At 73.1% G+C, this 25,628-nt stretch carries 26 protein-coding genes; 16 read left to right on the plus strand and 10 right to left on the minus strand.

The features are described 5' to 3' along the window. Positions 1 to 104 precede the first annotated feature (104 nt). From D7147_RS24200 to D7147_RS24225, 6 genes are all read left to right on the plus strand, one after another. On the plus strand, positions 105 to 1,103 hold the full coding sequence (locus D7147_RS24200; RefSeq protein ID WP_120681503.1) for a helix-turn-helix transcriptional regulator: 999 nt from the start codon (positions 105 to 107) through the stop codon (positions 1,101 to 1,103). After that, positions 1,100 to 2,140, plus strand: coding sequence for a helix-turn-helix transcriptional regulator (locus D7147_RS24205; RefSeq protein ID WP_120681505.1), 1,041 nt, complete (start codon positions 1,100 to 1,102; stop codon positions 2,138 to 2,140). The genes D7147_RS24200 and D7147_RS24205 overlap by 4 nt, the downstream gene beginning before the upstream one ends. Positions 2,141 to 2,150: 10 nt before the next feature. Next, positions 2,151 to 2,399: a hypothetical protein gene (locus D7147_RS24210; RefSeq protein ID WP_120681507.1), complete on the plus strand. Its 249-nt coding sequence runs from the start codon at positions 2,151 to 2,153 to the stop codon at positions 2,397 to 2,399. Positions 2,400 to 2,617: 218 nt separating this feature from the next. Beyond that, positions 2,618 to 2,911 carry a Sec-independent protein translocase subunit TatA gene (gene tatA / locus D7147_RS24215; protein WP_120681509.1) on the plus strand — a complete coding sequence of 98 codons (294 nt, stop codon included), beginning with the start codon at positions 2,618 to 2,620 and terminating at the stop codon, positions 2,909 to 2,911. Between the two features lie 81 nt (positions 2,912 to 2,992). Continuing rightward, positions 2,993 to 3,886, plus strand: coding sequence for a twin-arginine translocase subunit TatC (gene tatC, locus D7147_RS24220; RefSeq protein ID WP_120681643.1), 894 nt, complete (start codon positions 2,993 to 2,995; stop codon positions 3,884 to 3,886). A gap of 99 nt (positions 3,887 to 3,985) precedes the next feature. After that, positions 3,986 to 4,912 carry a diacylglycerol kinase gene (locus tag D7147_RS24225; RefSeq protein ID WP_120681511.1) on the plus strand — a complete coding sequence of 309 codons (927 nt, stop codon included), beginning with the start codon at positions 3,986 to 3,988 and terminating at the stop codon, positions 4,910 to 4,912. On the opposite strand, the gene D7147_RS24230 is transcribed toward D7147_RS24225, so the two are convergent. Together D7147_RS24230 and D7147_RS24235 are read right to left on the minus strand one after the other, a co-directional pair. Then, complete coding sequence (locus D7147_RS24230; protein ID WP_120681513.1) at positions 4,875 to 5,786, minus strand: EamA family transporter; 912 nt, start codon at positions 5,784 to 5,786, stop codon at positions 4,875 to 4,877. The genes D7147_RS24225 and D7147_RS24230 overlap by 38 nt on opposite strands. Before the next feature lie 153 nt (positions 5,787 to 5,939). Continuing rightward, complete coding sequence (locus tag D7147_RS24235) at positions 5,940 to 6,713, minus strand: HAD family hydrolase (RefSeq protein ID WP_120681515.1); 774 nt, start codon at positions 6,711 to 6,713, stop codon at positions 5,940 to 5,942. 85 nt (positions 6,714 to 6,798) lie between these two features. On the opposite strand from D7147_RS24235, the gene D7147_RS24240 reads away from it, so the two are divergent. Beyond that, positions 6,799 to 9,582 (plus strand): DEAD/DEAH box helicase, encoded by a 2,784-nt coding sequence (locus D7147_RS24240; RefSeq protein WP_120681517.1) that lies wholly within the window; start codon positions 6,799 to 6,801, stop codon positions 9,580 to 9,582. A gap of 47 nt (positions 9,583 to 9,629) precedes the next feature. Here D7147_RS24240 and D7147_RS24245 read toward each other — a convergent pair whose 3' ends face one another. After that, positions 9,630 to 10,550, minus strand: coding sequence for a 5'-3' exonuclease (locus D7147_RS24245; RefSeq protein ID WP_120681519.1), 921 nt, complete (start codon positions 10,548 to 10,550; stop codon positions 9,630 to 9,632). A gap of 57 nt (positions 10,551 to 10,607) precedes the next feature. Next, the gene (locus D7147_RS24250; RefSeq protein WP_120681520.1) at positions 10,608 to 10,835 is read right to left on the minus strand and encodes a hypothetical protein; all 228 of its coding nucleotides are present in this window, start codon (positions 10,833 to 10,835) and stop codon (positions 10,608 to 10,610) included. A 226-nt stretch (positions 10,836 to 11,061) separates the two neighbouring features. Between D7147_RS24250 and D7147_RS24255 the strand changes: the two genes are divergently transcribed. Then, a complete protein-coding gene (locus D7147_RS24255; protein WP_120681522.1) occupies positions 11,062 to 11,946 on the plus strand; it encodes a winged helix-turn-helix transcriptional regulator in 885 nt (294 codons plus the stop codon). A gap of 19 nt (positions 11,947 to 11,965) precedes the next feature. On the opposite strand, the gene D7147_RS24260 is transcribed toward D7147_RS24255, so the two are convergent. Then, positions 11,966 to 13,342 (minus strand): glycosyl hydrolase family 18 protein, encoded by a 1,377-nt coding sequence (locus D7147_RS24260; RefSeq protein WP_120681524.1) that lies wholly within the window; start codon positions 13,340 to 13,342, stop codon positions 11,966 to 11,968. 206 nt (positions 13,343 to 13,548) lie between these two features. Here D7147_RS24260 and D7147_RS24265 point away from each other — a divergent pair, with 206 nt between their 5' ends. The 3 genes from D7147_RS24265 (at position 13,549) to D7147_RS24275 (ending at position 16,411) form a co-directional block, all read left to right on the plus strand. Continuing rightward, a complete protein-coding gene (locus D7147_RS24265; RefSeq protein ID WP_120681526.1) occupies positions 13,549 to 14,664 on the plus strand; it encodes a M24 family metallopeptidase in 1,116 nt (371 codons plus the stop codon). Further along, positions 14,661 to 15,803: an acyl-CoA dehydrogenase family protein gene (locus tag D7147_RS24270; RefSeq protein WP_120681528.1), complete on the plus strand. Its 1,143-nt coding sequence runs from the start codon at positions 14,661 to 14,663 to the stop codon at positions 15,801 to 15,803. The genes D7147_RS24265 and D7147_RS24270 overlap by 4 nt, the downstream gene beginning before the upstream one ends. Before the next feature lie 101 nt (positions 15,804 to 15,904). Then, positions 15,905 to 16,411, plus strand: coding sequence for an Lrp/AsnC family transcriptional regulator (locus D7147_RS24275; protein WP_120681530.1), 507 nt, complete (start codon positions 15,905 to 15,907; stop codon positions 16,409 to 16,411). On the opposite strand, the gene D7147_RS24280 is transcribed toward D7147_RS24275, so the two are convergent. Together D7147_RS24280 and D7147_RS24285 are read right to left on the minus strand one after the other, a co-directional pair. Continuing rightward, positions 16,341 to 16,952 carry a histidine phosphatase family protein gene (locus D7147_RS24280; protein WP_120681532.1) on the minus strand — a complete coding sequence of 204 codons (612 nt, stop codon included), beginning with the start codon at positions 16,950 to 16,952 and terminating at the stop codon, positions 16,341 to 16,343. The genes D7147_RS24275 and D7147_RS24280 overlap by 71 nt on opposite strands. Positions 16,953 to 17,006: 54 nt before the next feature. After that, on the minus strand, positions 17,007 to 17,846 hold the full coding sequence (locus D7147_RS24285; RefSeq protein WP_120681534.1) for a helix-turn-helix transcriptional regulator: 840 nt from the start codon (positions 17,844 to 17,846) through the stop codon (positions 17,007 to 17,009). A gap of 102 nt (positions 17,847 to 17,948) precedes the next feature. Here D7147_RS24285 and D7147_RS24290 point away from each other — a divergent pair, with 102 nt between their 5' ends. Then, the gene (locus D7147_RS24290) at positions 17,949 to 18,656 is read left to right on the plus strand and encodes an SDR family NAD(P)-dependent oxidoreductase (protein WP_120681536.1); all 708 of its coding nucleotides are present in this window, start codon (positions 17,949 to 17,951) and stop codon (positions 18,654 to 18,656) included. A 48-nt stretch (positions 18,657 to 18,704) separates the two neighbouring features. On the opposite strand, the gene D7147_RS24295 is transcribed toward D7147_RS24290, so the two are convergent. Continuing rightward, positions 18,705 to 19,319: a CatB-related O-acetyltransferase gene (locus D7147_RS24295; protein ID WP_199716427.1), complete on the minus strand. Its 615-nt coding sequence runs from the start codon at positions 19,317 to 19,319 to the stop codon at positions 18,705 to 18,707. A 256-nt stretch (positions 19,320 to 19,575) separates the two neighbouring features. On the opposite strand from D7147_RS24295, the gene D7147_RS24300 reads away from it, so the two are divergent. Both D7147_RS24300 and D7147_RS24305 read left to right on the plus strand, forming a co-directional pair. Beyond that, positions 19,576 to 19,767, plus strand: a complete 192-nt coding sequence (locus tag D7147_RS24300; RefSeq protein WP_120681540.1) for a CsbD family protein — start codon at positions 19,576 to 19,578, stop codon at positions 19,765 to 19,767. Between the two features lie 82 nt (positions 19,768 to 19,849). Next, a complete protein-coding gene (locus D7147_RS24305; protein ID WP_120681542.1) occupies positions 19,850 to 20,179 on the plus strand; it encodes a YnfA family protein in 330 nt (109 codons plus the stop codon). On the opposite strand, the gene D7147_RS24310 is transcribed toward D7147_RS24305, so the two are convergent. Both D7147_RS24310 and D7147_RS24315 read right to left on the minus strand, forming a co-directional pair. Continuing rightward, positions 20,160 to 21,311, minus strand: coding sequence for a low temperature requirement protein A (locus D7147_RS24310; protein WP_120681544.1), 1,152 nt, complete (start codon positions 21,309 to 21,311; stop codon positions 20,160 to 20,162). The genes D7147_RS24305 and D7147_RS24310 overlap by 20 nt on opposite strands. A gap of 88 nt (positions 21,312 to 21,399) precedes the next feature. Then, positions 21,400 to 22,806, minus strand: a complete 1,407-nt coding sequence (locus D7147_RS24315; RefSeq protein WP_120681546.1) for a KamA family radical SAM protein — start codon at positions 22,804 to 22,806, stop codon at positions 21,400 to 21,402. A gap of 140 nt (positions 22,807 to 22,946) precedes the next feature. Between D7147_RS24315 and kdd the strand changes: the two genes are divergently transcribed. Next, complete coding sequence (kdd, locus tag D7147_RS24320) at positions 22,947 to 24,008, plus strand: L-erythro-3,5-diaminohexanoate dehydrogenase (protein WP_120681548.1); 1,062 nt, start codon at positions 22,947 to 22,949, stop codon at positions 24,006 to 24,008. Positions 24,009 to 24,012: 4 nt separating this feature from the next. Continuing rightward, on the plus strand, positions 24,013 to 25,578 hold the full coding sequence (locus tag D7147_RS24325) for an amidohydrolase (protein ID WP_120681550.1): 1,566 nt from the start codon (positions 24,013 to 24,015) through the stop codon (positions 25,576 to 25,578). The last annotated feature ends 50 nt before the right edge of the window (positions 25,579 to 25,628 follow it).

Consider the following 25,628-nt stretch of genomic DNA (forward strand, 5'->3'; position numbering starts at 1 on the left):
CGGTCGACCGCCGGACGGGAGCCGCACCCACGGTGTGGTTGCCCACCACACGCCGCGCCCGCGTGGGTGCGCGCCCGCGTCGGGTCGACTGCTAGCGTCTATGCGTGTCCCGTACCCGCACCGAACGCCTGGTCAACCTGGTGATCTGTCTACTCTCCACGCGCCGGTTCCTGACCGCCGCGCAGATCGCCGCGACCGTGCCCGGCTACGAACACGATCCGGACGACGCCCGTGACCACGAGGCGTTCCAGCGCAAGTTCGAGCGGGACAAGGCCGAGCTGCGCGAGCTGGGCGTCCCGCTGGAGACCGGCACCGCGAGCGTCTTCGACTCCGAGCCGGGTTACCGCATCGCCCGCCGTGAGTACGCTCTGCCCGACATTCCCCTCGAACCCGACGAGGCGGCCGCCGTGGGGATCGCCGCGCGGCTCTGGCAGCACGCCGGGCTGGCGGCCGCGGCCTCCTCGGGGCTGGCGAAGCTGCGTGCCGCCGGGGTGGACGTCGACCCGCAGGCCACCCTCGGCCTGGAGCCGATGGTCACCGTGGACCCGGCCTTCGCCCCGCTGACCGCCGCCGCCCGGGACCGCCGGGAGGTCGGCTTCGACTACCGGGTGCCCGACCAGGACGCGCCGACCCGGCGCCGCCTCCAGCCCTGGGGCGTGGTCTGCTGGCGCGGCCGCTGGTACGTCGTCGGCCACGACCTGGACCGGGAGGCGACCAGGTGCTTCCGGCTCTCCCGGGTGGTCGGCGCGGTGCGGGTCACCGGTGACCCGAGCGCGTACGAGCCGCCGGCGGGGGTCGACCTGATCAGTCATGTCGCCCGCTGGTCCGGGCCGGTGGAGCGGACCGGGCGGGCGACCGTCCTCGCCGCGCCGGGCCGGGCCGCCGGGCTGCGCCGCTGGGCGGTGGAGGTCGTCGCCGGGCCGGACGGGGACCGGCTGGTCCTGCCGTACGCCGACCCGGAGTCGCTCGCCCGCCACCTCGTCGGCTACGGCCCGGACGTGCGCGTGCTCGACCCGCCGGAGGTGCGTGAGGCCGTGATCCAGCGGCTGAAGGAGATCGCGTCCCGGCACGACGACCTGGCGACCGCCGGAGGCAGCAGATGACCCGTCCCACCGCCAAGGGCGGCTCCCGTACCTCCGCCGACCGGTTGGCGCGACTGCTCAACCTCGTGCCCTACCTGCTGGCCCGCCCCGGCATCGAGATCGCCGAGGCCGCCGGGGACCTGGCCGTCACCGAACGGCAGCTGCGCGAGGACCTGGAGCTGCTCTGGGTCTGCGGGCTGCCCGGTTACGGGCCGGGTGACCTGATCGACATGGCCTTCGACGGTGATCGGGTGACCATCACCTACGACGCCGGCATCGACCGGCCGCTGCGTCTCACCCCGGACGAGGCGCTCGCCCTGGTGGTGGCGCTGCGGATGCTCGCCGAGACGCCCGGGGTGGCCAACCGGGAGGCGGTGGAGCGCGCCCTCGCCAAGATCGAGAATGCGGCCGGTGACCTGGTCGGCGCTCCCGTGGAGGTGCGGCTGCCGGCGGACGTCGGGCGCGTGGAGGCGCTGCGCGGGGCCGTCGAGGGCGGCCGGGCGCTGCGGATCACCTACTACACGGCGGCCCGGGACGAGACCACCGAGCGGGTCATCGATCCGCTGCGCATGCTGATGGTCAGCGGCCGGGCGTACGTGGAGGCGTGGTGCCGCCGGGCGGAGGCGGTCCGGTTGTTCCGGGCCGACCGGATCGACGCGGTCACCGAGCTGGACGAGTCGGCGGTGGTGCCGCCGCAGGCCCGCCCGCACGATCTCAGCGACGGGGCGTTCCGGCCCTCTCCGGACCTGCCACTGATCACGTTGCGGGTCGGTCGCGGCGAACGGTGGATCACCGAGTACTACCCGTGCGAGGAGGTCCGGGCCGGGGACGCCGACCACTGGCTGGTGTCGCTGCGGGTCACCGACCTGGGCTGGGCGCGCCGATTCGTGCTCGGCCTCGGCCCGGACGTGACAGTGGTCGCGCCGGCCGAGCTGGCCGAGCAGGTACGGGACGCGGCGAGCGCCGCGCTCGACGCGTACGCCCAGCCGGCGCCGGACGCCCGACGCGCCCCGGCGCCGACCGCCGCCGACCCGGCGCTGGCCGCGGGCTCCCGGTAGGCTGACCGCCGTGCTGTGGTGGATCGTGCTCGCGGTGGTGCTGGCCACCCTCGTCCTGCTCGCGGCGGCCGTGCGAGGGGTGCTCGCGCGCCTGCCCGGGCTGCGCCGGGCCGCCGTGAAGCTGCAGCGGCGGCAGGACGAAGCCCTCGAACTCGCCGGGGCCGCCCAGACGCTCCAGGAGCGGTCCGAGGCGCTGCAGCGGCAGCTCACCGTCGTCCAGCGGCGGATCGAGCTCGTCAAGGCGAAGCGGCACGGTTGAGGCCGGTTCGCAGGTCACCGCGTCTCCGCCGACCCGCACACGATCCGGCGCGGTGCCGGAACGGATCTCTCACCGGCTGTTGACGAGACGTCCTGGGTTGGTCAAGACTTCACCCGCCGGGACGAACCACCCCCGCCCCGGCGGGTGGCAACGGGCCGATACGCACGTACGATGGCTGCGTTACACCCCTGCTGTCTCACAAGCGACTGGAGCTTCCCATGGGTGCCCTCAAGCCGTGGCACATCGCCGTACTCGTGGTCGTGCTGATCCTGCTCTTCGGCGCGAAGCGGCTCCCCGACGCGGCCCGCTCGCTCGGCCGTTCGCTGCGGATCATCAAGGCGGAGACCAAGAGCCTGCACGACGACGACCGCGACCTGGCCGAGAAGGCCGACGCGCAGTCCGGCTACCAGACGCTGCCGCCGCAGGCCGCCCAGCCGCAGCAGGCCCCTTACCAGGCTTCGCCGCAGCAGCAGCCGGTCGTCGACCCGGTGCAGCGCGTCCGCGACAACTGATCGAGGGGCCCGAAGACCGTGGCGGCCTTCGCGTTGCGCAAGCGCGCTCCGAGCAATTTCGAACGGGCCTCCGACGGCTCGATGACCCTCATCGAGCACGTCCGGGAACTACGTAACCGGCTCTTCCGTGCCTCGCTCGGCATCGTGGCGGGTCTGCTCGTCGGCTTCTTCCTGGCGCAACCGGCGTTCAACCTGCTGAAGGAGCCGTACTGCAGCCTGCCGGGCGCGATCGACGCCTTCGGCAAGTGCCAGAACTTCCTGCTGCTCTCGCCGGCCGACGGCTTCATCCTGAAGCTGAAGCTGGCGCTCTGGATCGGCCTGATCATCGGGGCGCCGGTCTGGCTCTTCCAGCTCTGGGCGTTCATCGCGCCCGGCCTGCACCGGCACGAGCGCAAGTGGGCGTACGTCTTCGTCGCCATCGCGGCGCCGCTCTTCGCCGCCGGCGCGGTCCTCGCCTACCTGGTGGTGGACAAGGGCCTCGCGTTCCTGCTGGAAGCGGGTGTGACGGGCACCGACACCCAGTTGGAGGTCACCCGCTACATCTCCTTCGTCACGAACATGATCTTGCTGTTCGGCGTGGCGTTCGAGTTCCCGCTCATCCTGCTGATGCTCAACTTCACCGGGGTGGCGAGCGCCCGCCGGCTGCTGAGCTGGTGGCGGGTGGTCATCTTCGTGTCGTTCGCGTTCGCGGCGGTGGCCACGCCCGACCCGGGGCCGTTCGGGATGACGCTGCTGGCGGCGTCGCTCTCCCTGCTCTACTTCGTCGCGGTGGGCGTCGCGTTCATCAACGACAAGCGTCGCGGGCGGGGCAAGGAGATCTACGCCGGGGTCGGCGACGACGAGGTGTCGCCGCTGGACACGACCCCGGAGCCGGTCGAGGCCGGGGCGCGGGTCGAGGCGAGCGATCCGATCGACGCGCCGGAGCCGATCACCGCTCCGACGCCGATCGAACGCCGCTACGACGACATGACCTGACCGGTGTTCCGCACGGGTTCAGCCGCCCGTGGCACAGCTCGGATACGACGAACGCCGCCCAGCTAGGGCGGCGTTCGCCGTACCGGTAGGTTGCTCGCCATGACCGCGGCCGATCACCCCTCCGTCGATCCCGAAGGCCCGGTCGCGGTGCTCGTGAACCCGACAGCCGGCCGGGGTCGGCACCGCGGCCTGCTCACACCGGTGATCTCCAGGCTGGCCGGCGCCGGCCGGCAGGTGCGGCTGCTGGAGGCGCAGAGCGCCGACCAGGCCGAGACGGTGTGCCGCACCGCCGTGGCCGGGGGAGTGGCCGCGCTGGTGGCCGTCGGCGGCGACGGCACGGTGCACCGGGCGTTGCAGGCCGTGGCCGGGACGTCGATCCCGTTCGGGCCGGTCCCGGCGGGCACCGGCAACGACTTCGCCGGCGACACCGGCTTCCCGACCGACCCGCTCGCCGCCGCCGAGGTGATCGCCGAGGCGCTGCGCGCCGGTCGTACCCGCCCGGTGGACCTGGCCCGCCTGACCGGCCCCACCGGCCCGCCACGCTGGTACGGGGCGGTGCTCGCCGCGGGCTTCGACGCGATCGTCAACGAGCGGGCCAACCGGATGCGGTGGCCGCGCGGCGGCCGCCGGTACGATCTCGCGATCATGGTCGAGCTGGCCCGGCTCCGTCCGCGTCGCTACAAGCTGCGCCTCGACGGTGTGCCGTACGAGCTGGACGCGGTGCTGGTCGCCGTGGGCAACTGCCCGAGCTACGGGGGCGGAATGCGGATCTGCCCCGACGCCGACCCGACCGACGGACTGCTCGACGTGGTCGTCGGCGGCCGGCTCGACCGGCGCACCCTGATCCGCGTCAAGCCGAGCATCTACCAGGGCACCCACCTGCGGCACCCGCTGGTGAGCAGCCACCGGGTACGCACGGTGGAGCTGGCCGCGGAGGGCATCACGACGTACGCCGACGGCGAGCGGGCGCTGGAGCTGCCGGTGACCGTCACCGCCGTGCCGGGTGCGCTGCGGTTGCTGCGTTGACCCGTACCGCACCGATGCTCGCCGCGATGACCAGGCCGATCGCCACCACCTCCAGCGCGGTCAGCCGCTGCCCGAGCACCAGGTAGCCGGCGAGCGCGGCGACTGCCGGACCGAGGCTCATGAGCACCGCGAAGGTGGCGGTGGGCAGCCGCCGCAGCGCGACCAGTTCGAGGGTGTACGGCAGTCCCGAGGCGAGCGCGGCGAGCACGACCCCGAGCGCCAGGACCGACGGGTCCAGCAGCACCCGCCCGGCGGTCGCCAGCCCCGCCGGCAGGGTCAGCACGGCGGCGACGACGAGCGCCACGGCCAGCCCGTCGGCGCCCCGGAAGCGGGCCCCGACCCGGGCGCTGAGCACGATGTACGCCGCCCAGGTCGCACCCGCGACCAGGGCGAGGGCGGCGCCGAGCGGGTCGAGCCGGGCGAAGCCGCCCTGGCCGAGCAGAGCCACCCCGGCCAGGCCCAACCCGGCGCACGCCCAGCTCGCCGCCCGGCGGGCGGTGAAGACGGAGAGCGCCAGCGGGCCGAGCACCTCCAGGGTCACGGCCGGGCCGAGCGGGATCCGCTCGATTGCCTGGTAGAAGATCGAGTTCATCGCCGCGAGGGTCAGCCCGAACGTCCCGGCCACGATCCAGTCGGCCCGTTCGTGGCCTCGCAGCCGCGGCCGGCAGACGACGAGCAGCAGCACGGCGGAGATGGCCAGCCGGAGGGTCACCGCGCCGGCCACCCCGGTACGGGGGAAGATCGTCGACGCCACCGCGGAGCCGAACTGCACCGACAACGCCCCGCCGAGCACCAGACCGACCGCGCCCGCGCTCGTGCGGCGCGCCGGTGGCGCCCCCGGCGCCAGCCGGTCGGCGATCAGCGTCTCGGTCATGCCCGTGACGCTAGGGGCCACCCCTGAGCTGGGCGGACGCCGCCTCCGCGGAGGTGAGCCAGCCCTCGTTCCGGCGTACGCCGCCGCGTGCTGGTGGGCTCCCCGCCCGCCGGGGACGGCGGTCGCGGCCGGGCGCGCGCGGCCCGGGCGGGGTCAGGCCGGCAGGGCGATGTCGAGCACCGCGCCGAGCCCGTTCTCCCGGCCCGGGTCGGCAGCCGGCAGCACCAGCACGGCGCAGCCGGCCGCGGCGGCGCCCGCGTCGGCCGGGCTGTCCCCGACCATCAACGTCTCCTCCGGGTCGACACCGAGCATGCCGCAGGCGCGCAGGAAGATGCCGGGGTCGGGCTTGCAGCGCCCCACCTCGTACGAGAGCACGAACGCGTCGACCAGCTCGGTGAGCTGCCACGCGTCGAAGTGCGCGCGCAGGTCGAAGCCGATGTTGCTCACCACGGCCACCCGGATTCCCGCCTCGCGCAGCGCGGCGATGGTCGGGGCGGTGTCGGGGTAGGGAACCCAGCCCTCGGCGGCCAGCAGCCGCTCGTAGAGCGCCTCGGCGAGCCCTTCGATGCCGGCGTCCACGGTCTCGGCGAGGCCGGTGTAGGCCGCCCGGTGGGCGTGCGGGTAGAGGTCCCGCGTGGCCCAGTGCTCGGCCAGCCGGGGCGGCACCCGGGCGGGCAGCGGTCCACCGGCGCGACCCGCGGTGAGCAGCCGGTCCGCCAGGATCGTGGCCTTGACCCGGTCCAGGGTGGCCCCGCAGGCCGCCGCGGCCTTGACCACCCAGTCCAGGGGCTCCTCCACCTGGGCGAGCGTGCCGTGGAAGTCGAAGAGCACCGCTTTCACTGGTCGGCGCGACGGCCGGGTTCGGGGGGCGACCGCATCGGCGCCGCCCGCGGGGGGAGTCTGGGACGGTTCGGGTTGCTCCGGCACGAGTGCACCCTACCGACCGCCTCCGACGGCCCATCCGGTCGGCCTTGTCCGGTGGCGCCTCCCGGCACGCATTAATCTTGATGTCATGTCGAGTCCCGCCGAGCGGTACGCCGCGGCGCGCCGCCGGGCCGCGCAGTCCTCCATGTTCCCCGCGTTGGACGAGTTCGCCCTTGACCTGGGGTTCGATCTCGACGACTTCCAGCGCGAGGCGTGCCAGTCGTTGGAGCGGGGCAGCGGCGTCCTGGTCTGCGCGCCGACCGGCGCCGGCAAGACCGTGGTCGGCGAGTTCGCCGTGCACCTGGCGCTGCGCGGCGGCACGTCGGCGTCCGACGGCGAGCAGGGTCCGCGCCGCAAGTGCTTCTACACCACTCCGATCAAGGCGTTGTCGAACCAGAAGTACCACGACCTGGTGGCCCGCTACGGCGCCGAGCAGGTCGGTCTGCTCACCGGTGACAACGCGATCAACGGGGACGCGCCGGTGGTGGTGATGACCACCGAGGTGCTGCGCAACATGCTCTACGCCGGTTCGAGCACCCTCGACGGGCTCGCCTACGTGGTGATGGACGAGGTGCACTACCTGGCCGACCGGTTCCGCGGCGGCGTCTGGGAAGAGGTGATCATCCATCTGCCCGCCTCGGTCACCCTCGTCTCCCTGTCGGCGACCGTCTCCAACGCCGAGGAGTTCGCGGACTGGCTGGTCACCGTGCGCGGCGAGACCTCCGTGGTGGTCAGCGAACACCGGCCGGTGCCGCTGTGGCAGCACATGCTGGTCGGCAAGCGGATGTTCGACCTGTTCCACGACGCCGACGCCGCCCGCAAGCACGACGTGCATCCGGAGCTGCTGCGCTACACGCGCGAGACGGCGCGCCGCCTGGAGCTGGGTGAGGGGCGCAGCGCCGGCCCGGGTGGTGGGCGGCGCGGGCCGCGCTGGCGCGGGCCGATGCGCCCGGACATCGTCGACCGGCTCGACCGGGAGGGCCTGCTGCCGGCGATCCTCTTCATCTTCAGCCGGGCCGGGTGCGACGCGGCCGTGCAGCAGTGCCTCGCCGCCGGCCTGCGGCTCACCACGCCCGAGGAGCGGGCGGAGATCCGCGAGGTCGTCGAGTCGCGGGTGACCGCCATCCCCGGCGAGGACCTCTCCGTGCTCGGCTACTGGGAGTGGCTCGACGGCCTCGAACGCGGCCTCGCCGCGCACCACGCCGGAATGCTGCCGGCGTTCAAGGAGGTCGTCGAGGAGCTCTTCGTCCGGGGTCTGGTGAAGGCGGTCTTCGCCACCGAGACCCTCGCGCTGGGCATCAACATGCCGGCCCGCTGTGTCGTGCTCGAGCGGCTGGTCAAGTACAACGGAGAGGCGCACGTCGACCTGACCCCCGGCGAGTACACGCAGCTCACCGGGCGGGCCGGTCGCCGGGGCATCGACGTCGAGGGGCACGCGGTGGTGGTCTGGTCCCCGGAGACCGATCCGCGTCACGTGGCGGGCCTCGCCTCCACCCGCACGTACCCGCTGCGCTCCAGCTTCCGGCCCTCCTACAACATGGCCGTCAACCTGGTCGGCTCGGTCGGCGCCGAGCCCGCCCGGGCCCTGCTGGAGTCCTCGTTCGCCCAGTTCCAGGCCGACCGGTCGGTGGTCGGCCTGGCCCGGCAGGTGCAGCGCAACACCGAGACCATCGAGGCGTACGGCGTGGAGGCCGCCTGCCACCACGGCGACTTCGACGAGTACTTCGCCCTGCGGGTGGCGATCGGCGACCGGGAGCGGGCGCTCGCCCGGCAGGGGCAGAGCCAGCGCAAGGCGGCCGCGGTCACCTCGCTGGAGCGGCTGCGGGTCGGCGACGTGATCCGGGTGCCCTCCGGCCGCCGTGCCGGCTTGGCGGTGGTGCTGGACCCGGCGGCCGGCGGGTTCGGCGAGCCCCGCCCGCTGGTGCTCACCCAGGACCGCTGGGCGGGTCGCGTCGGTCCCGGGGACTTCACCACCCCGGCCGAGGTGCTCGCCCGGGTCCGGGTGCCGAAGAACTTCAACCACCGCTCGCCGGGAGCCCGACGGGACCTGGCGGCGGCCGTGGCCGCCACCGGGCTCGACCGGCACGGCGGCCGCCGGGGCGGCCGGTCCCGGCAGCCGGTCGGCGATGACCACCGACTCAGTCAGCTCCGCACCGAGCTGCGCCGGCACCCCTGCCATGCCTGCCCGGAGCGGGAGGAGCACGCCCGTTGGGCGGAGCGGCGCCGCCGGCTGGAACGGGACACCGAGGAGCTGCGGCAGCGGGTGGCCGGGCGCACCGGCTCCCTCGCCCGTACCTTCGACCGGATCGTCGCCCTGCTCACCGCCCGCGGCTACCTGGGCAGCACGGGCGAGGTCACGGACGCGGGCCGTACCCTCGGCCGGATCTGGAGCGAAGCGGACCTGCTGGTCGCCGAGTGCCTGCGGCGGGGCGTGTGGGACGGGCTCTCCCCGGCCGAGCTGGCCGCCGCGGTCTCCGTGGTGGTGTTCGAGGCGCGCCGCGACGTGGACGAGCGGGCGTCGCTGCCACGCGGCCCGGTCGTGGACGCGGTGGACGAGACGTTGAAGCTGTGGGGCGACATCGAGGCCGACGAGTCGGGGCGGGGCCTGTCGGTGACCCGGGAACCGGACCTCGGCTTCGCCTGGCCGATCTACCGGTGGGCGCGCGGGGAGGCGCTCGCCAAGGTGCTCGCCAGCGGGCACGAGTTCGACGGCGAGATGCCGGCCGGTGACTTCGTCCGCTGGGCACGGCAGGTGGTCGACCTGCTCGGCCAGCTCAAGGACTCCGGTGGCGCGTCGGTCGAGCTGCGCTCGACCGCCCGGCAGGCGATCGCCGCGATCAACCGAGGCGTGCTGGCCTACCACGCCGCCTGACCGGCCCGACCCACCTCGCGGCGGGGGCCGGGCCGGTCAGGGCGGGCTCAGGCGCGGTCGGCGAGCGCGTCCACGAGACGCCGGGTGGAGCCGGCGAGGTTCCACCGGCGGGCCAGCTCCAGCAGGCCGTCCGGGTCGGCGGGCGCGCTCGGCAGCGCAGTGGGCAGTTCGGGCAGCGGCACGTCGAGCGCCACCCGGACCACCTTCGGGGCCACCGCCAGGTAGTCCCGGGCCGCGTCGAGCTTCGTCCGCAGGCCGGGCGCGAACCCGGAGCGGGGGTCGTCGAGCGCGGTGAGGATGCCGGGGAGGTCGCCGTGGCGTTCGAGCAGCCGGGCGGCGGTCTTCTCGCCTACGCCGGGCACCCCCGGCAGGCCGTCGCTGGGGTCGCCGCGCAGCGCGGCGAAGTCGGCGTAACGCGCGGCGGGCACCCCGTAGCGGGCCTGGACGGCGGCGTCGTCGCAGTCCTCCAGCTTGGCCACGCCGCGCCCGATGTAGAGCAGCCGTACGGGCCGGGCGTCGTCGACGAGCTGGAACAGGTCCCGGTCGCCGGAGACGACCTCGACCGGGGCCGGCTGGGTGACCGAGAGGGTGCCGAGCACGTCGTCGGCCTCGTAGCCGGCCGCGCCCACGGTCGTGATGCCGATCGCGGCGAGCACGTCGAGGATCACCGGCACCTGCGGGGTGAGTGTGTCCGGCACCACCTCGCCGCCCTCGGGCGCCAGCCGGTGCGCCTTGTACGACGGCAGCAGCGCCACCCGCCAGTCGGGGCGCCAGTCGTGGTCGAGGGCGCAGACCATCCGGTCGGGCCGGCGGGTGCGGATCAGCGTCGCGAGCATGTCGAGGAAGCCGCGTACGGCGTTGACCGGGGTGCCGTCCTCGGCTCGGGCCGCGGACTCGGGGACGCCGAAGTAGGCCCGGAAGTAGAGGCTCGCGGAGTCGATCAGCAGGATCGGGGGTCGGTGTGCCACGCCGGACAGCCTGGCACAGGCCTGTGACGAACGACAGCGCCGCGCCGGTCGCGGCGGTCAGCGCCCGTCGTCGCGGCGGTAGACGGTGTCCCGGCGGGCGACCGCCTGGACCAGGTAGGCCACGACCAGCAGCACGACCGCCACGATGACCTCGACCCAGGCGGCCACGCCGTCCGCGATGGTCAGCCCGATGATCAGGAGCACCAGGCCGATCAGCGCGAGCACGCCGCTCCAGAGCTGCCGTCGCCGACGTACGGCGTGACGACCGGGCACGTTGCCTGTCACCGTCGGTCCTTCCGGTCCCGGCGCCCGGGCGGGCACCTCGCCTCAGGCTATCGACGGTGCGGCCGGCGTAGGCCCGGAACGGGGATGCGGCGCCGGCCGGCCGAATCTGCTCGGATCGCCGGGATCCCGGGGAGGTCCCGGCCGTCTGATCGGCCGGCCTCGACCCGGATGGTTCCAGTTTGAAACGGAGTATGGTCGAGGCGGATCTGAGCAGCGGAGGTGGGATGTGCGACGGGCCGACCTCGCGGACGCGGACTGCGGCATAGCGCAGGCGCTCGGCGTCCTGGAGGACTGGTGGACGTTCCTCATCGTGCGCGACGTCGCTGGCGGGACCACCCGCTTCGACGCGCTCCAGCGGGAGCTCGGCGTGAGTCGGCGAGCGCTGACCGAGCGGCTCGGCGCGCTGGTCGAGCACGGGGTGCTGGAGCGCCGGCCGTACTCGCAGCACCCGCCCCGCTACGACTACCTGCTGACCCGCAAGGGGGAGGCGCTGCTGCCGGTGCTGCTCGCGTTGCAGGACTGGGGCACGCGGCACGTGATGGGCGACGGGGAGCTGACCGCGACGGCCGAGGCCGGCTCGGCCGAGGCGCGGCGGGCGCACGATCTGGTCGGTCGGCGGCTGCCCGAGGTGAGACTGTCCGGACCGGACGGGCTGCCGGTGGCGCCGGCCGCCGCCGGTGAGTGGACGGTGCTCTACTTCTTTCCGGGGGCGTACGCGCCGGGCGCCGCGGGTGGCTATCCGCCGGGCTGGGGGGAGATCCCGGGTGCCCGGGGCTGCACCGTCGAGTCGACGACCTACGCCGACCGGTACGCGGACTTCCGGGCCGCCGGAGCGCAGGTGCGCGGCGTCAGCACCCAGCGCCCGGACCAGCTCGCCGATTTCGTCGCGTACACCCGGCTGCCGTTCCCGCTCCTGTCCGACCAGGACGGTCGCCTGGCCGCGGGGCTGCTACTGCCGACCTTCCGGGCCGGCGGCGTCGCGCGGCTGAAGCGGCTGACGCTGCTCGTCGACGCGGCCGCCGTGGTCCGTGCCGTTCAGTTCCCGGTGACGGACCCGGCCGGCTCGGTGGACGAGATGCTCGACCTCGTCCACCGGAGCCGGCCGGCCTGAGCCGCTCGCGCGGCGCGGATCAGGGCAGGACCCACCGCTGGTTGGCGCCGGCGAAGCAGTCCCAGATCTGCAGCCGGGTGCCGTCGGCGGAGCTGTTGTCGGTCGCGTCGAGGCACTTGTTCGACTGCGGGTTGCGCACCGTGCCGTTGGACTGGGCCTGCCAGACCTGGGCGCCGCTGCCGTTGCAGTCCCACAGCTGGATCTTGGTGCCGTTCGTCGTGCCGGCGCTGGTGACGTCGGCGCACTTGCCCAGCGCGCGCAGGGTGCCGTCGCTGCCCACCGTCCAGCGCTGGGCGTTGCTGCCGTTGCACCCGTAGAGCTGGACCGCCGTGCCGTTGGCGGGGTTGGCCGCGGCCACGTCGACGCACTTGCCGCCGATTCCGGTGATCTGGCCGGTGCGGCCGGTCGGCGGCGGGTTGCCGCCACCGCCCATGACGGTGTCGTAGATCGCGCTCACCAGGGAGGTCGAGTCGTTGCGGTCCTGCGACAGCTCCCAGTTCATCATTCCGCCGGCGTTGGCCATCGCCCACTGGGTCTTCCGCTTGACCGTCGGCACGCCGTTGTAGCACTGCTGGACGCCGCTGACCGTGGTGCAGTCCCGGTTGGCGTTGGCCGGGTCCATGCCCACCAGCGCGGTGTAGGTGTAGTAGCCGGGTCGGCTGTAGAAGGGCACGCCGAGCACCGCCTTGCCGGCCGGCAGGCCGCGCGCCTTCCAGCCGTTCAGGCTGTTGATCGACCAGTCGTAGTTGGCGTGCGGGCTGCCGCCGTCGTACGCCATGATGTTGAGCCAGTCGACGTAGCCGAAGACGGCCGTCGGGACGCCCTGGACGTAGTAGCCCTCGGAGACGACGGCGGCGGTGAGCAGCTTGCCCTGGGGCCGCAGCGCGTTGCTGAGCTGCTGCATCAGCAGGCTGTAGTTGTTGGCGGAGGCGCCCGGGTCCGGGTACTCCCAGTCCATGTCGACGCCGTCCAGGTTGTACTGGTTGACGAAGCTGACCACGCTGTTGACGAAGGTGGTGCGGCTGCCGGAGTTCGCGGCGAGCGCCTCGAAAGCGGAGTCGTCGCCGTCGTTCCAGCCGCCGATCGCGATCGACACCTTCACGTTGTTGGCGTGGCTGAGCGACACCAGCTGGGAGAGCTTGCTCGGGTTCTCCACCGCCCGCAGGGTGCCGTTGTTGTTCGGCAGCACGAAGGCGTAGTTGATGTGGGTGAGCTTGCTGTACTGGACGCTGGTGACGTTGCCGCTCCAGGACGGCATGTAGCCGACGCTCTTGAAGTTGTTCGGCAGCACCGCCGCCTCGGCGGTGGCGGGGGAGAGGGCGAGGGTCGCGCCGACCGTGGCGAGCGCGAGCAGGCCGGCCGCGAGGGCCGAGCGGCGGGGTCGTGTCGTGGACATCGAGGGCCTTCCCGTGGACGGGTTGCGGGCGTGCTCCCCGGTCAGCTACCGGGGGGTACGGGTTGGACAGGGGCGCTTCCTCGAGGCAGCCAAATCTTAAAGAGTGTTAACTGTCTGAGTCAATGATGTCTTTCAATGAATGGGGAAGCGCTTGCCGGCGTGCCCGTCGGCTAGGTCGACCCCCGAACGACCGTTAAGCTGACGCCGTGGAAATCGACGACCTGTACCCGCCGGAACGGCTGGTCGCCGCGCGCCGCGCCACCGCCGCGGCCGGACTCGACGCGCTCCTGCTCACCCCCGGAGCCGACCTGCGCTACCTGACCGGCTACCACGCGCGGGCCGGCGAGCGCCTGACCTGCCTCGTGCTGCCCGCCGAGGGAGCGCCAACCCTCATCGTCCCCGCCCTGGAACGACCCGCCGCCGAGGCGTCCCCCGCCCCGGCCACCGGGGTCCGCATCGTCGACCACAGCGACGGCACCGACCCCTACCCGCTGGTCGCCGCGGCCCTCGGCCGGCCGGTGACCGCGGTCGGGCTCGCCGACCGGATGTGGGCCGAACAGGTCCTCGCCCTGCGCACGGCGCTGCCCGGCGCGCAGCAGCGCCTCGCCGGAGAGGTGCTGCGCGACCTGCGCATCCGCAAGTCGCCGGCCGAGGTGACGGCGCTCGCCGAGGCCGGCGCGGCGATCGACGCCGTGCACCGCCGAATGGGCGAGTGGCTGCGCCCCGGGCGCACCGAGACGGAGGTGGCCGCCGACATCGCGGCCGCGATCCGGGAGGCCGGCCACGTCACCGTCGACTTCGTCATCGTCGCCGCCGGTCCCAACGGCGCGAGCCCGCACCACGACACCTCCGACCGGCCGATCGGCGCCGGCGAGCCGGTCGTGGTGGACATCGGCGGCACCATGGGGTCGGGCTACCGCTCCGACTGCACCCGCACCTACGTCACCGGCGGCCCGGCGCCGGCCGAGTTCACCGACTACTACGCCGTGCTGTGGGAGGCGCAGCGCGCCGCGGTCGCGGCGGTCCGCCCCGGAACGAGCGCCGAGGCGGTCGACGCGGCGGCCCGCGACGTCATCACCGGCGCCGGCTTCGGCCCGGCGTTCCTGCACCGCACCGGGCACGGCATCGGCCTCGACGGCCACGAGGAGCCGTACGTGGTGGCCGGCAACCCCCGAGAGCTGGAACCCGGCATGGCGTTCTCGATCGAACCCGGCATCTACCTCGCGGGGCGGCACGGCGCCCGGATCGAGGACATCGTGGTCTGCACGACGGACGGCGTGCAGCGGCTCAACACCACCCCCACGGAGCTCATCGCGCTATGACTGTCGACCGGATCCTCCCCAGCGACGAGGCCCGCGACCTGCTGGACCTCGCCACCGAGATCGCCGACCGGGAGCTCGCGCCCAAGGTCACCGGGTACGAGGAGCGCGGCGAGTTCCCCCGCGAGGTGCTGCGCACCCTGGGCCGGGCCGGGCTGCTCGGCCTGCCCTACCCGGAGGAGTACGGCGGGGCCGCCCAGCCGTACGAGGTCTACGTGCAGGTGCTGGAGATCCTCGCCAGCCGCTGGCTCGCGGTCGCCGAGGCGGTCAGCGTGCACACCCTCTCCTGCTACCCGGTGGCCCAGTTCGGCACGGCGGAGCAGCGCAAACTGCTGCCCGACATGATCGGCGGCGAACTGCTCGGCGCGTACTGCCTCACCGAGCCGCAGGGCGGTTCGGACGCCGCGTCGCTCACCACGAAGGCGGTGCGCGACGGCGACGCGTACGTCGTGACCGGCACCAAGGCGTGGATCACCCACGCCCGGTCGGCGGACTTCTACAACATCTTCTGCCGCACCGGCGGGCCGGGCACGGCGGGCATCTCCTGCCTCGTCGCCGACCGGAACACCCCCGGCATCCAACCGCAGGCCCCCGAGCGCACCATGGGTCTGCACTCCTCACCCGTGGCCCAGATCGCCTTCGACGGCGCCCGGGTGCCGGCCGAGCGGCTGGTCGGCGGGGAGGGGGCGGGCTTCACCATCGCGATGTCCGCACTGGACTCGGGACGGCTCGGCATCGCCGCCTGCGCGGTGGGGTTGGCCCAGGCGGCGCTGGACTACGCGGTCGGGTACGCCAAGCAGCGGCAGCAGTTCGGCCGGGCCGTCATCGACTTCCAGGGGCTCGGGTTCATGCTGGCCGAGCACGCGACCCAGGTCTCCGCGGCCCGCGCCCTGCTGCTGGCGGCCGCGCGGCTGCGCGACGCCGGGCGGCCGTACGCGGTGGAGGCGGCCAAGGCGAAGCTCTTCGCTTCCGACGTGGCGATGCGGGTGACCACCGACGCGGTGCAGGTGCTCGGCGGGGCGGGCTACGTCGTCGACCACCCGGTGGAGCGGTACATGCGGGAGGCGAAGGTGCTCCAGATCGTCGAGGGCACCAACCAGATCCAGCGGCTGGTCATCTCGCGGGCGCTGGCGAGGGGCTGAGGCGACCCGGTGTGCCCGGGCCGGCGCGTTGTGTCGATCACCGCGCGCCGGCCGGCGTCGCCTCGTCGCCGTCGGACGTTTTTCCCGGTAGTTTGCACGCCGTGGAGGAGACCGACCGCGCCATCATCGCCGCGCTGACCGCTGACGGCCGGCTTTCGTACACGGATCTGGCCGAGAAGGTGGGCCTGTCGGTGTCCGCAGTGCACCAGCGGGTGCGCCGGCTGGAACAGCGGGGCGTCATCAAGGGGTACGCGGCGCGGGTCGCCTTCGAGGCGCTGGAGCTGCCGCTCACCGCGTTCGTGGCGATCCGGCCGTTCGACCCGTCGCAGCCGGACGACGCGCCGGAGCGGTTGGCGCACCTGCCCGAGATCGACTCGTGCTACTCGGTGGCGGGCGAGGACTTCTACATGCTGCTGGTGCGGGTGGCCGGCCCCGCGGACCTGGAACGGCTGCTGCAGGAGATCCGTACCGCGGCGAACGTCACCACCCGGACGACGGTGGTGCTCTCCACCCCGTACGAGAACCGGCCGCCGAAGATCAGCGCGGGACCGTCGAGTCGGGCGCGGTCCCGGGCGCCGGAGGAGCGGGCTGATTCCAGCGCAGGATGACCCGCCGCCCGTGCTCGTGACCGAGCACGCTCACCGTGGCGGTGTCCAGCCGCAGGAGCCCACCGGCGGACGGCGGTAGGCCGATCCAGCGGGCGCCGAGCACGCGCAGGCTGTGCGCGTGCCCGACCAGCGCGACGGTGCCCTGGTCCAGCAGGGGAGCGACCCGGTCGAGGATCCGGTCCAGCCGCTCGCCGACCTGCCCGGGGGTCTCGCCGCCCGGGCAACCGTCGGTCCAGATGTTCCAGTGAGGGTCGTCCTCGTGGATGTCGACGGTGGTGCGTCCCTCGTAGTCGCCGTAGTTCCACTCGGCGAGGTCCTCGTCGACCGCGTCGACGGTGAGACCGGCGAGTTGGGCGGTGCGCAGCGCCCGGACCCGGGGGCTCGCCAGCACCCTCGCGAAGCGCCGACCGGCGAGGAACGCGGCGAGGGTGCGGGCCTGCCGCTCTCCGTCGGCGGTGAGCTCCAGGTCGGTGTACGAGGTGTGCCGGCGGCTGGCGCTCCAGGTCGTCTCGCCGTGCCGGATCAGCAGGAGCTCTCCCATACGCCCAGTCAACCACGAGCCGGGGGAGGGCCGGGCGCGGCTGGTGGGCGGGGACTAGCCGGCCACGGACTGGGTGCCGAGGACGGTGAGCAGGGCGAGTCGTTCGGCGTCCTCGGTGCCGGGCGCGGCGGTGTAGACCATGATCCGCAGGTCGCTGCCGGCGACGGTGAGCACATCGCAGTCCAGGGTCAGCGCGCCGACCCGGGGATGCTCGACGGTCTTGCGGGCGGCCTCGTGCCGGCCGACGGCGCCGGCGTCCCACAGCTCGGCGAACCGGGCGCTGCCGGCCCGCAGCTGCCCGATCAGCCGGCGCAGGCGCGGATCGGCCGGGTAGCGCCCGGCGGCGACGCGCAGGTCGGCGACGAGGGCGGCCTCGAGCCCGCGCCGCTCCTGTGTGTTGAGCCGGACCCGGGAGCCGGGGCCGAGGAAGTGCCGCCACACGCCGTTGCGTTCGTCGCCCTGCCAGCCCGACGGGTCGCCCATCAGCGCCGCGTACGGCGGATTCGCCACCAGCAGCGTCCAGGCGGCGTCGTGGACCGCGACCGGAATGCCGGCCAGCCGGTCGAGCAGCCGCTGCACGCTGGGGTTGATCGTGGTGGGCATCGTCTCCGGGCCCGGCTGCGCCAGCCCGGCCAGCCGGTGCAGGTGCGCGCGCTCCGGGTCGGTGAGCCGCAGCGCCCGGGCCAGGGCGGCGACGACCTGCGCCGAGGGGTGGGAGGCCCGGCCCTGTTCGAGGCGGGTGAGGTAGTCGACGGAGATGCCGGCGAGCAGCGCCAGCTCCTCGCGGCGCAGCCCGGCCGCGCGCCGGGCTCGGCCGGCGGGCAGCCCCGCGGCCTCGGGTGGCACCCGGTCGCGCCAGCGGCGCACCGCCCGCCCGAACTCCGCCGTGGTCATGCCCCCAGTCTGCCCCGCCGGCCGGTGCCCAGGGTGGCCCTGGCGTTCCCAGGAAAACCGGGTGCCTGGCCGGCCGCGCGGTCCCGGCGCACCGTTGCGGGCATGACGACGACACTGATCACTGGAGCGAACAAGGGTCTCGGCTTCGAGACCGCTCGGCGGCTGCTCGCCGCGGGGCACACCGTCTGGGTCGGCAGCCGGGACGCGGATCGCGGCCGGGCCGCGGCCGAGCGCCTGGGCGCCCGGTTCGTGCTGCTCGACGTCACCGACGACGCGTCGGTCGCGGCGGCGGTACGGACCGTCGAGGCGGCGGGGGGCCTGGACGTGCTGGTCAACAACGCCGGCATCGAGGCGCGTAAACCGGACAACGGGGTGGTGACCGCCGCGGAGGTGACCGGCGAGGAGATGCGGACGATGTTCGAGACGAACGTCTTCGGACTGGTCCGGGTCACCCACGCGTTCCTGCCGCTGCTGCGACGTTCCACCGACCCGGTGGTGGTGAACGTGAGCAGCGGGCTGGCGTCGGTGAGCCGGTTGGCCGACCCGGCCGCGCCGGCGTACGGCTATCCCGGGGTGGCCTATCCGGCGTCGAAGGCGGCGGTCAACGTGGTGACGGTTCAGTACGCGAAGGCCTTTCCCGAGATGCGGATCAACGCGGTGGAGCCGGGCTTCACCGCGACGGACCTGAACGGCCGGACGGGCACGCAGACCGTCGAGGAGGGCGTCGAGATCATCGTCAGGATGGCCCAGGTGGAGCGGGACGGCCCGACCGGGGGCTACTTCGACGCCGCCGGCCCGCTGCCCTGGTGAGCGGAGGTTCGCGGGGCGCCGGTCGGGTGGGGGCGCCCCGCCTCCGCGTCACTCGCGCGGCACCTCCCGGGCGGCGGCCTCCAGGTCGCTTACGCTGCCCGACATGACGGTGCGGACGTGCGCGGTGATGTGCTCCGCGGGCCAGTTCCACCAGGCGACCGCCAGCAACCGGGCGATGTCCGGCTCGTCGAAGCGGGTGCGCAGGAGGCGGGCCGGGTTGCCGCCGACGATGCCGTAGTCGGGCACGTCGCGGGTGACCACGGCGCCGGCGCCGATGATCGCGCCGTCTCCGATCCGTACCCCGGGCATGACCGTCGCGCCGTAGCCGAACCACACGTCGTTGCCGACGACGGTGTCTCCCCGGTTGGGCAGGCCGGTGAGCAGGTCGAAGTGTTCGGACCAGGAGCCGCCCATGGTGGGGAAGGGGAAGGTCGAGGGGCCGTCCATCCGGTGGTTGGCGCCGTTCATGATGAACCGGACGCCCGTCCCCAGCGCGCAGAATCTGCCGATGACCAGCTTCTCCGGCCCGTAGTGGTAGAGCACGTTGCGGGTCTCGAACGCGGTCGGATCGTCCGGGTCGTCGTAGTAGGAGTACTCCCCGACCTCGATCAGCGGGGACGTCACCAGCGGCCTGAGGAGCACCACCCGCGGCTGTTCCGGCATCGGATGGACGATCGTCGGGTCGGGTGGTACGGGCATCGGTTCCTCATCGGTGTCGGGTCCGCTTCCGGCCCATGATCGCCGCACCGGGGCTTCCGGGGACAGTCGTTTATCCCGGTCGGTCGCGACCGAGCCCTCGACCGACCCATAAAACTATCTTCCTAGGATGCCGTACGCGAGGTGTGCCGGCACACCTCGTTTGCGCCAAGCCGCACCGGGCACGCACGAGGCGACCGCCGCAACTGAGCAAGGAGGCGAGATGAGCTTCACCGACAAGGCCAAGAACAAGATGGAGCAGATGACCGGTGCCGCGAAGGAGCGGATCGGCGATATGACCGACAACGAGAGCATGCGGGCGGAGGGCGCCACGCAGCAGAGCGAGGCGCGGGTCAAGCAGGCCGGTCAGGGCGCCAAGGAGGCCGGCAAGAACGCACGCGACGCCTTCCGGTGACGCAGTGCGCGGCGGCGGCCCAGGGGTGATCCCTGGGCCGCCGCCGCGTATTCGCCGCAGGCCGTCGCACTACCCTCGGGGCGTGACCGTGCTGCGTTCGTTGCTGCTCTTCGCCCTGGCCGCGCTCGCCGAGATCGGCGGGGCGTGGCTCGTCTGGCAGGGGTGGCGCGAACATCGCGGGTTGTGGTTCGTCGCCGCCGGTGTGGTCGCGCTCGGGATCTACGGTTTCGTGGCGACGTTCCAGCCCGACGCGCACTTCGGCCGGATCCTCGCCGCGTACGGTGGCGTGTTCGTGGCCGGGTCGCTCGTCTGGGGGGTGCTGGTGGACGGCTTCCGCCCGGACCGGTGGGACGTCACCGGCGCCGTCATCTGCCTCTTCGGAGTCGCGGTGATCATGTACGCGCCACGCTGACCGGGCGCACGCGGGGGTGACCGTCGATCAGCAGCATCCCGGTCAGGAGGACGATCACCACGGCGAGGTGCAGCGCGGCGCCGACGACGGCGCCGAGCGGAATGGTGGCGAGCACCAGGGCGGTGGTGATCAGTCGGCCGGGGCGCCGTCCGGTGCCGAGGACCCGGCGGGCGTCGGCGATGGCGAGCAGGAACAGGGCGACGCCGCCGGAGAGGGCGAAGGAGTTGGCCCAGCCGCTGGCGTCGCCGGGGTGGCTGACGACGGCGTGCAGGCCGGTGGCGGCGGCGATGACGCCGAGCAGCAGCACGAAGTGCGCGACGATGAAGACGCGGGCGGCGAACCGGCTGCGGGTGCCGTGGTCCGCGGCGTGGAGAGCGGCTTCGTTCGGCCCGGTGTCGGTGAAGTAGGTCCACCAGAGGGCGGCGGGCAGGGCGAGGGCCATCACGACGGCGAGGGCGGTGCCGAGACCGAGGTGGTCGCGGGGCGCGCCCATGCCGATGGCGACCACGGTTTCGCCGAACGTGACGATGACGAGCAGGCTGTGCCGTTCGACGAAGTGCGGGGCACGGATGTGGAAGCTGGCGGCCGCGCTCAGCCAGGAGTGGCCGGGTAGCAGGTACGGCAGGGCGGTCTGGGTGAAGACGGCGGCGGCCCAGAGGGCGGGTACGGCGGGTCCGGTGACCAGGCCGGCGGCGAGGATCAGCAGTGCGGCGCCGAGGTTGTACGGGGCGAGGCGCCGGACGGCTGCGCGGGCGGTGCTCTGGCTGAACAGGCCGAGGTGGACGGTGACGACGATCAGGTAGCCGATTCCGAAGAGCAGGCCGCTGCCGGTGAAGGCGTCGGGGATGGCGACGGCGGTGAGCAGGAATCCGGCCATGCCGGCGAAGATCAGAAGTTTGCGGGTCGCGGTGCGGGGCGGCACGTGGTTGGTGAGCCAGGCGTAGCCGGAGTAGAGGTACCAGAGCAGGCCGAAGATCAGGATGACGCGGGCCAGCCCGATCCAGTTGAGGTGTTCCTCGAGCAGGGCGACGAGCTGGGTGATGGTGAGCACGAAGACCAGGTCGAAGAAGACCTCGACGGGGGTGGCGCGGTCGGCGGTTTCCGGGTCGGTGTCGCGCCGCGCGGGGGTCATGTGGGTGCAGGGTAGTCGGCCGGTCGCGGGTGGCGGGTGTCGGCCGGTTTCCCGTCACCCCCGTGGCGGGGGTGACGGGTGGGCGTCGTCAGTCGTCGCGGTGTTCGGTCCACCAGGCCTGGCCGGCCGTGGGCAGGGTGTCGATCGGGTCGTAGTAGGCGTAGCGACGGTCGAGGGCTTCGAGGTCGGCGGACTCGATCGAGGTGCGGTAGTTCTTGGTCCAGTAGGAGATGCCGCGCTCGCGGTCGTACTCGGTGAGCATGTGCACCCAGCGCTTGCCGACGAAGGGGACGTCGCAGACGATCCGTGGGGTGGCGTAGCCGGGCAGGTAGCCCATGATGTCGTGCTGGAGCTGCTGGGCGTGCCAGACCGGGACGCGCCAGTGCTCGGCGTTGGGGATCATGTCGCACATGTAGAAGTAGTACGGCAGGATGCCCGCTTCGCCCTGGAGTGCGAAGCAGAGGTCGAGCAGGTCGCGGCTGGTGGCGTTGACGCCGCGCATGAGGACGCCCTGGTTGCGGACGTCGCGTACGCCGACGTCGAGGGCGGTCTGGGCGGCGCGGGCGACCAGTGGGGTGAGCGACTGGGCGTGGTTGACGTGGGTGTGGATGGCGAGGTTGACGCCGCGGCGGGCGGCGGTGCGGGCGACCCGTTCGAGGCCTTCGACGACGTCGGGCTGGAGCCAGTGCTGCGGTAGGCCCATGAGGGCCTTGGTGGCGAGCCGGATGTCGCGGATGGTTTCGATCTCGAGCAGCCGCATCAGGTAGTTCTCGAGGTTGCGCCAGGGCACGTTGGCGACGTCGCCGCCGGAGACGACGACGTCGCGGACGCCGGGGTGGGCCTTGAGGTAGGCGATGTGGGCGTCGTAGCGGTCGACGGGCTTGAGGGTGAGTTTGAGCTTGTCGACGGCGGGGGTGGAGTTGCCGACGAGGTCCATCCGGGTGCAGTGGCCGCAGTACTGCGGGCAGGTGGAGAGCAGCTCGGCGAGGACTTTGGTGGGGTAGCGGTGGGTGAGGCCTTCGGCGACCCACATGTCGTGTTCGTGGAGGGAGTCGCGGCTGGCGTAGGGGTGTGAGGGCCAGTCGCTGCGCCGGTCGGAGGCGACGGGGATCATGTAGCGCCGTACCGGGTCGGCGAGGAGCGCCTCGGTGGTCATGGGGGCGAACGGCACCATGGTGTTGAGCATCTGGGGTGGCACCAGCATCGACATGGTGGCCAGGGCCTTCTGGTCGGCTTCGAGGTCGGCGTAGAAGGCTTCGTCGACGAGGTCGCCGAGGACGGTGCGGAGCTGCTTGATGTTCTTGACGCAGTTGACGCGTTGCCACTGGGCGGATTCCCACTGTTCCCGGGTGACGTGGCGCCAGCCGGGGAAGCGGGTCCAGTCGGGTTCGACGAGTGGTGCGCGCCGGTATTCGTAGGGCTGGCCGGTGGTGGGCACCACGGTCGGGATGGGGCGGGCTGCGGGGATGGTCTCCACCGGTTGGGTCTGGGTCACGGCCCCTCCTCGTGTGGTGCGGTTGATCAGCCGGTCGAAGGCTACTGGAAAATCTCCGGCCTAGAAATTAGTCTGCCGGAAGTTTTCCCGCGATGCGAGCCTTGACCGGGGCTTCGGGCGGTTGACAGGGGGAGGTCGGCGTGACGTCACCGGTGGGTCTGCACCGCGTCGTGGAACCGGCGGGGGTGCTGCCGCAGGCGGCCTGGCGGCTGGACGCGAGTCCGGAGATCGCGGCGAACGAGGTGCGGATCCGGGTGGAGCGGCTGAACCTGGACGCGGCGAGTTTCCGGCAGCTGTGGGAGAAGCACGGCGGTGACGGGGACGCGGTGCGCGCCGAGGTGCTGGAGATCGTCACCAGCCGGGGGAAGATGCAGAACCCGGTGACCGGTTCGGGCGGGATGCTGATCGGCACGGTCGAGGAGGCGGGTCGGCGGTCGCCGCTGGGGCTGCGGCCTGGCGACCGGGTGGCGACGCTGGTGTCGTTGACGTTGACGCCGCTGGTGATCACCGACGGGTTGGCGCGGTGGGACGGGCGCAGCGAGCAGGTGCCGTGTGACGGGTGGGCGATTCTGTTCGCCCGGTCGATCGCCGCGGTGCTGCCGGCGGAGGAGGATCCGCAGCTGTCCCTGGCGGTGCTGGACGTGTGCGGGGCGCCGGCGTTGACGGCGCGGGTGGTGTCGCGTTATGTGGCCGACCGGGCGCGTGAGGGGGATGCCCGGCCGGTGACGGTGGCGGTGATCGGTGGCGCGGGCAAGAGCGGTTCGCTGTCGCTGGCGGCGGCGCGGCGGGCGGGCGCCGGTCGTACGGTCGGGGTGGTGCCGGTGGCGGCGGAGCGGGACGCGCTGACGGCGGCGGGGTTGGCCGACGCGGTGGCGTTGGCCGATGCGCGGGATCCGGTGGCGGTGTCGACGGCGGTGACCACGGCGCTGGGTGTGCCGGCGGATGTGACGGTGGTCTGCGTGGACGTGCCGGGGTGCGAGCACGGGGCGGTGCTGGGCACGGCGGACGGCGGCACCGTGATCTTCTTCTCGATGGCGACGAGTTTCGCCGGGGCGGCATTGGGCGCCGAGGGTCTGGCGGCGGACGTGACGATGCTGGTGGGTAACGGGTACGTGCCGGGGCACGCGGATCTGGCGTTGGGGTTGCTGCGCTCGGAGCCGGGGGTCCGTCGGCTCTTCGAGTCCCGGTTGGCGGCAGACTGAGGTCATGACGAACCCCTCGACGTTGTACCGCGGCGGCGTGCTGCTCTGCCCCGCCGACCCGAACGCGACCGCGCTGCTGGTCTCCGGTGGGCGGATCACCTGGCTGGGGGTGGACGCGGACGCGCCCGCCGCCGACCGGGTGGTGGATCTGGACGGGGCGTTGGTGACGCCGGCGTTCGTGGACGCGCACGTGCACGCGACGGACACCGGGTTGGCGTTGTCGGGGTTGGATCTGTCGGGGGTGCGTTCGGCGGGGGAGTTGCTGGACGCGGTGGCCGGGTTCGCGGCGGGTCTGCCGGCGGATGCGGTGGTGTTGGGTCACGGCTGGGACGAGTCGACGTGGGGTGCGTCACCGTTGCCGGACGCGGACGCGTTGGAGCGGGCGGCCGGTGGTCGGCGGGTGTACCTGTCGCAGGCGTCGATCCATTCGGCGTTGGTGTCGCGGGCGATGTTGGCGGCGGTGGCGGAGGTGGTGGCCGCGGCGGGTTACGACGAGTCGGGGTGGTTGCGGCGTGACGCGCACCACGTGGTGCGGGCGGCGGCGTTCGCGTCGGTGACGCGGGGGCAGCGGGTGGCGGCGCAGCGGGTGGCGTTGGCGCACGCGGCGTCGCTGGGGGTCGCGGCGGTGCACGAGTGTGGTGGGCCGGAGATCTCCGACGAGGAGGATTTCACGGGTCTGCTGGGCATTTCGGGTGCGGGTGTGCCGGAGGTGTACGGGTACTGGGGTGAGTTGGGTGGTGCCGCGCGGGCTCGGGAGTTGGGTGCGGTGGGCGCCGGTGGTGATCTGTTCGCGGACGGTGCGTTGGGTTCGCGGACGGCGCACCTGTCGCAGCCGTATCTGGACGGGGACGGCGCCGGGCACGGCTACCTGTCGGCGGAGCAGGTGCGGGAGCATCTGCTGGACTGCGCGGCGCACGGGTTGCAGGGCGGGTTCCATGCGATCGGTGACGCGGCGATCGGCACGGTCCTGGAGGGGTTCGCGGGGGCGGTGCGGCAGTTGGGTGTGGAGCGGGTGCGCGCGGCGCGGCACCGCATCGAGCACGCGGAGATCATGGACAAGCGGTTGATCGCCGGGTTCGTGGAGTACGGGATCGTGGCGAGTATGCAGCCGGCGTTCGACCGGTTGTGGGGTGGCGCGGGTCGGATGTACGAGTCGCGGTTGGGGTTGGCGCGGTCGTTGGCGTCGAATCCGATGGGTGCGATGCACGGGGTCGGGGTGGCGTTGGCGTTCGGGTCGGATTCGCCGGTGACGCCGGTGGATCCGTGGGGGTCGGTGCGGGCGGCGGCGGCGCATCACAGCCCGGCGCAGCGGATGAGTGTGCGGGCGGCGTTCGCGGCGCACACGCGCGGCGGGTGGCGGGCGGTGCACCTGGACAACGAGGGGGTTCTCGCGTTGGGTGCGCCGGCGACGTTCGCGGTGTGGGACACGCCGGCTGGGGTGGATCGGAATCTGCCGGTGCTGTTGGCCGAGGACCCGGAGTTGCGGGGGCCGCAGGATCCGACGCCGTTGCCGGTGTGTCGGCGGACGGTGCTGCGTGGTGACGTGATTTATGAGGAAGGGTCTGCGTGAGCGAGCGAACCATCGGGTGTGTCAGCGGGGCGGCCGCGCGGCGGAGCGGG

The sequence above is a fragment of the Micromonospora musae genome (assembly GCF_003626545.1).
Lineage (GTDB): Bacteria > Actinomycetota > Actinomycetes > Mycobacteriales > Micromonosporaceae > Micromonospora > Micromonospora musae.

Coding starts and splice junctions, on each gene's coding strand:
- D7147_RS24225 (WP_120681511.1), top strand. CDS start 3,986: ATGACCGCGGCCGATCACCCCTCCGTCGATCCCGAAGGCCCGGTCGCG.
- D7147_RS24240 (WP_120681517.1), top strand. CDS start 6,799: ATGTCGAGTCCCGCCGAGCGGTACGCCGCGGCGCGCCGCCGGGCCGCG.
- D7147_RS24290 (WP_120681536.1), top strand. CDS start 17,949: ATGACGACGACACTGATCACTGGAGCGAACAAGGGTCTCGGCTTCGAG.
- D7147_RS24325 (WP_120681550.1), top strand. CDS start 24,013: ATGACGAACCCCTCGACGTTGTACCGCGGCGGCGTGCTGCTCTGCCCC.
- D7147_RS24280 (WP_120681532.1), bottom strand. CDS start 16,952: ATGGGAGAGCTCCTGCTGATCCGGCACGGCGAGACGACCTGGAGCGCC.
- D7147_RS24295 (WP_199716427.1), bottom strand. CDS start 19,319: ATGCCGGAACAGCCGCGGGTGGTGCTCCTCAGGCCGCTGGTGACGTCC.
- D7147_RS24270 (WP_120681528.1), top strand. CDS start 14,661: ATGACTGTCGACCGGATCCTCCCCAGCGACGAGGCCCGCGACCTGCTG.
- D7147_RS24300 (WP_120681540.1), top strand. CDS start 19,576: ATGAGCTTCACCGACAAGGCCAAGAACAAGATGGAGCAGATGACCGGT.
- D7147_RS24285 (WP_120681534.1), bottom strand. CDS start 17,846: ATGACCACGGCGGAGTTCGGGCGGGCGGTGCGCCGCTGGCGCGACCGG.
- tatC (WP_120681643.1), top strand. CDS start 2,993: ATGACCCTCATCGAGCACGTCCGGGAACTACGTAACCGGCTCTTCCGT.
- D7147_RS24205 (WP_120681505.1), top strand. CDS start 1,100: ATGACCCGTCCCACCGCCAAGGGCGGCTCCCGTACCTCCGCCGACCGG.
- tatA (WP_120681509.1), top strand. CDS start 2,618: ATGGGTGCCCTCAAGCCGTGGCACATCGCCGTACTCGTGGTCGTGCTG.
- D7147_RS24310 (WP_120681544.1), bottom strand. CDS start 21,311: ATGACCCCCGCGCGGCGCGACACCGACCCGGAAACCGCCGACCGCGCC.
- D7147_RS24230 (WP_120681513.1), bottom strand. CDS start 5,786: ATGACCGAGACGCTGATCGCCGACCGGCTGGCGCCGGGGGCGCCACCG.
- D7147_RS24260 (WP_120681524.1), bottom strand. CDS start 13,342: ATGTCCACGACACGACCCCGCCGCTCGGCCCTCGCGGCCGGCCTGCTC.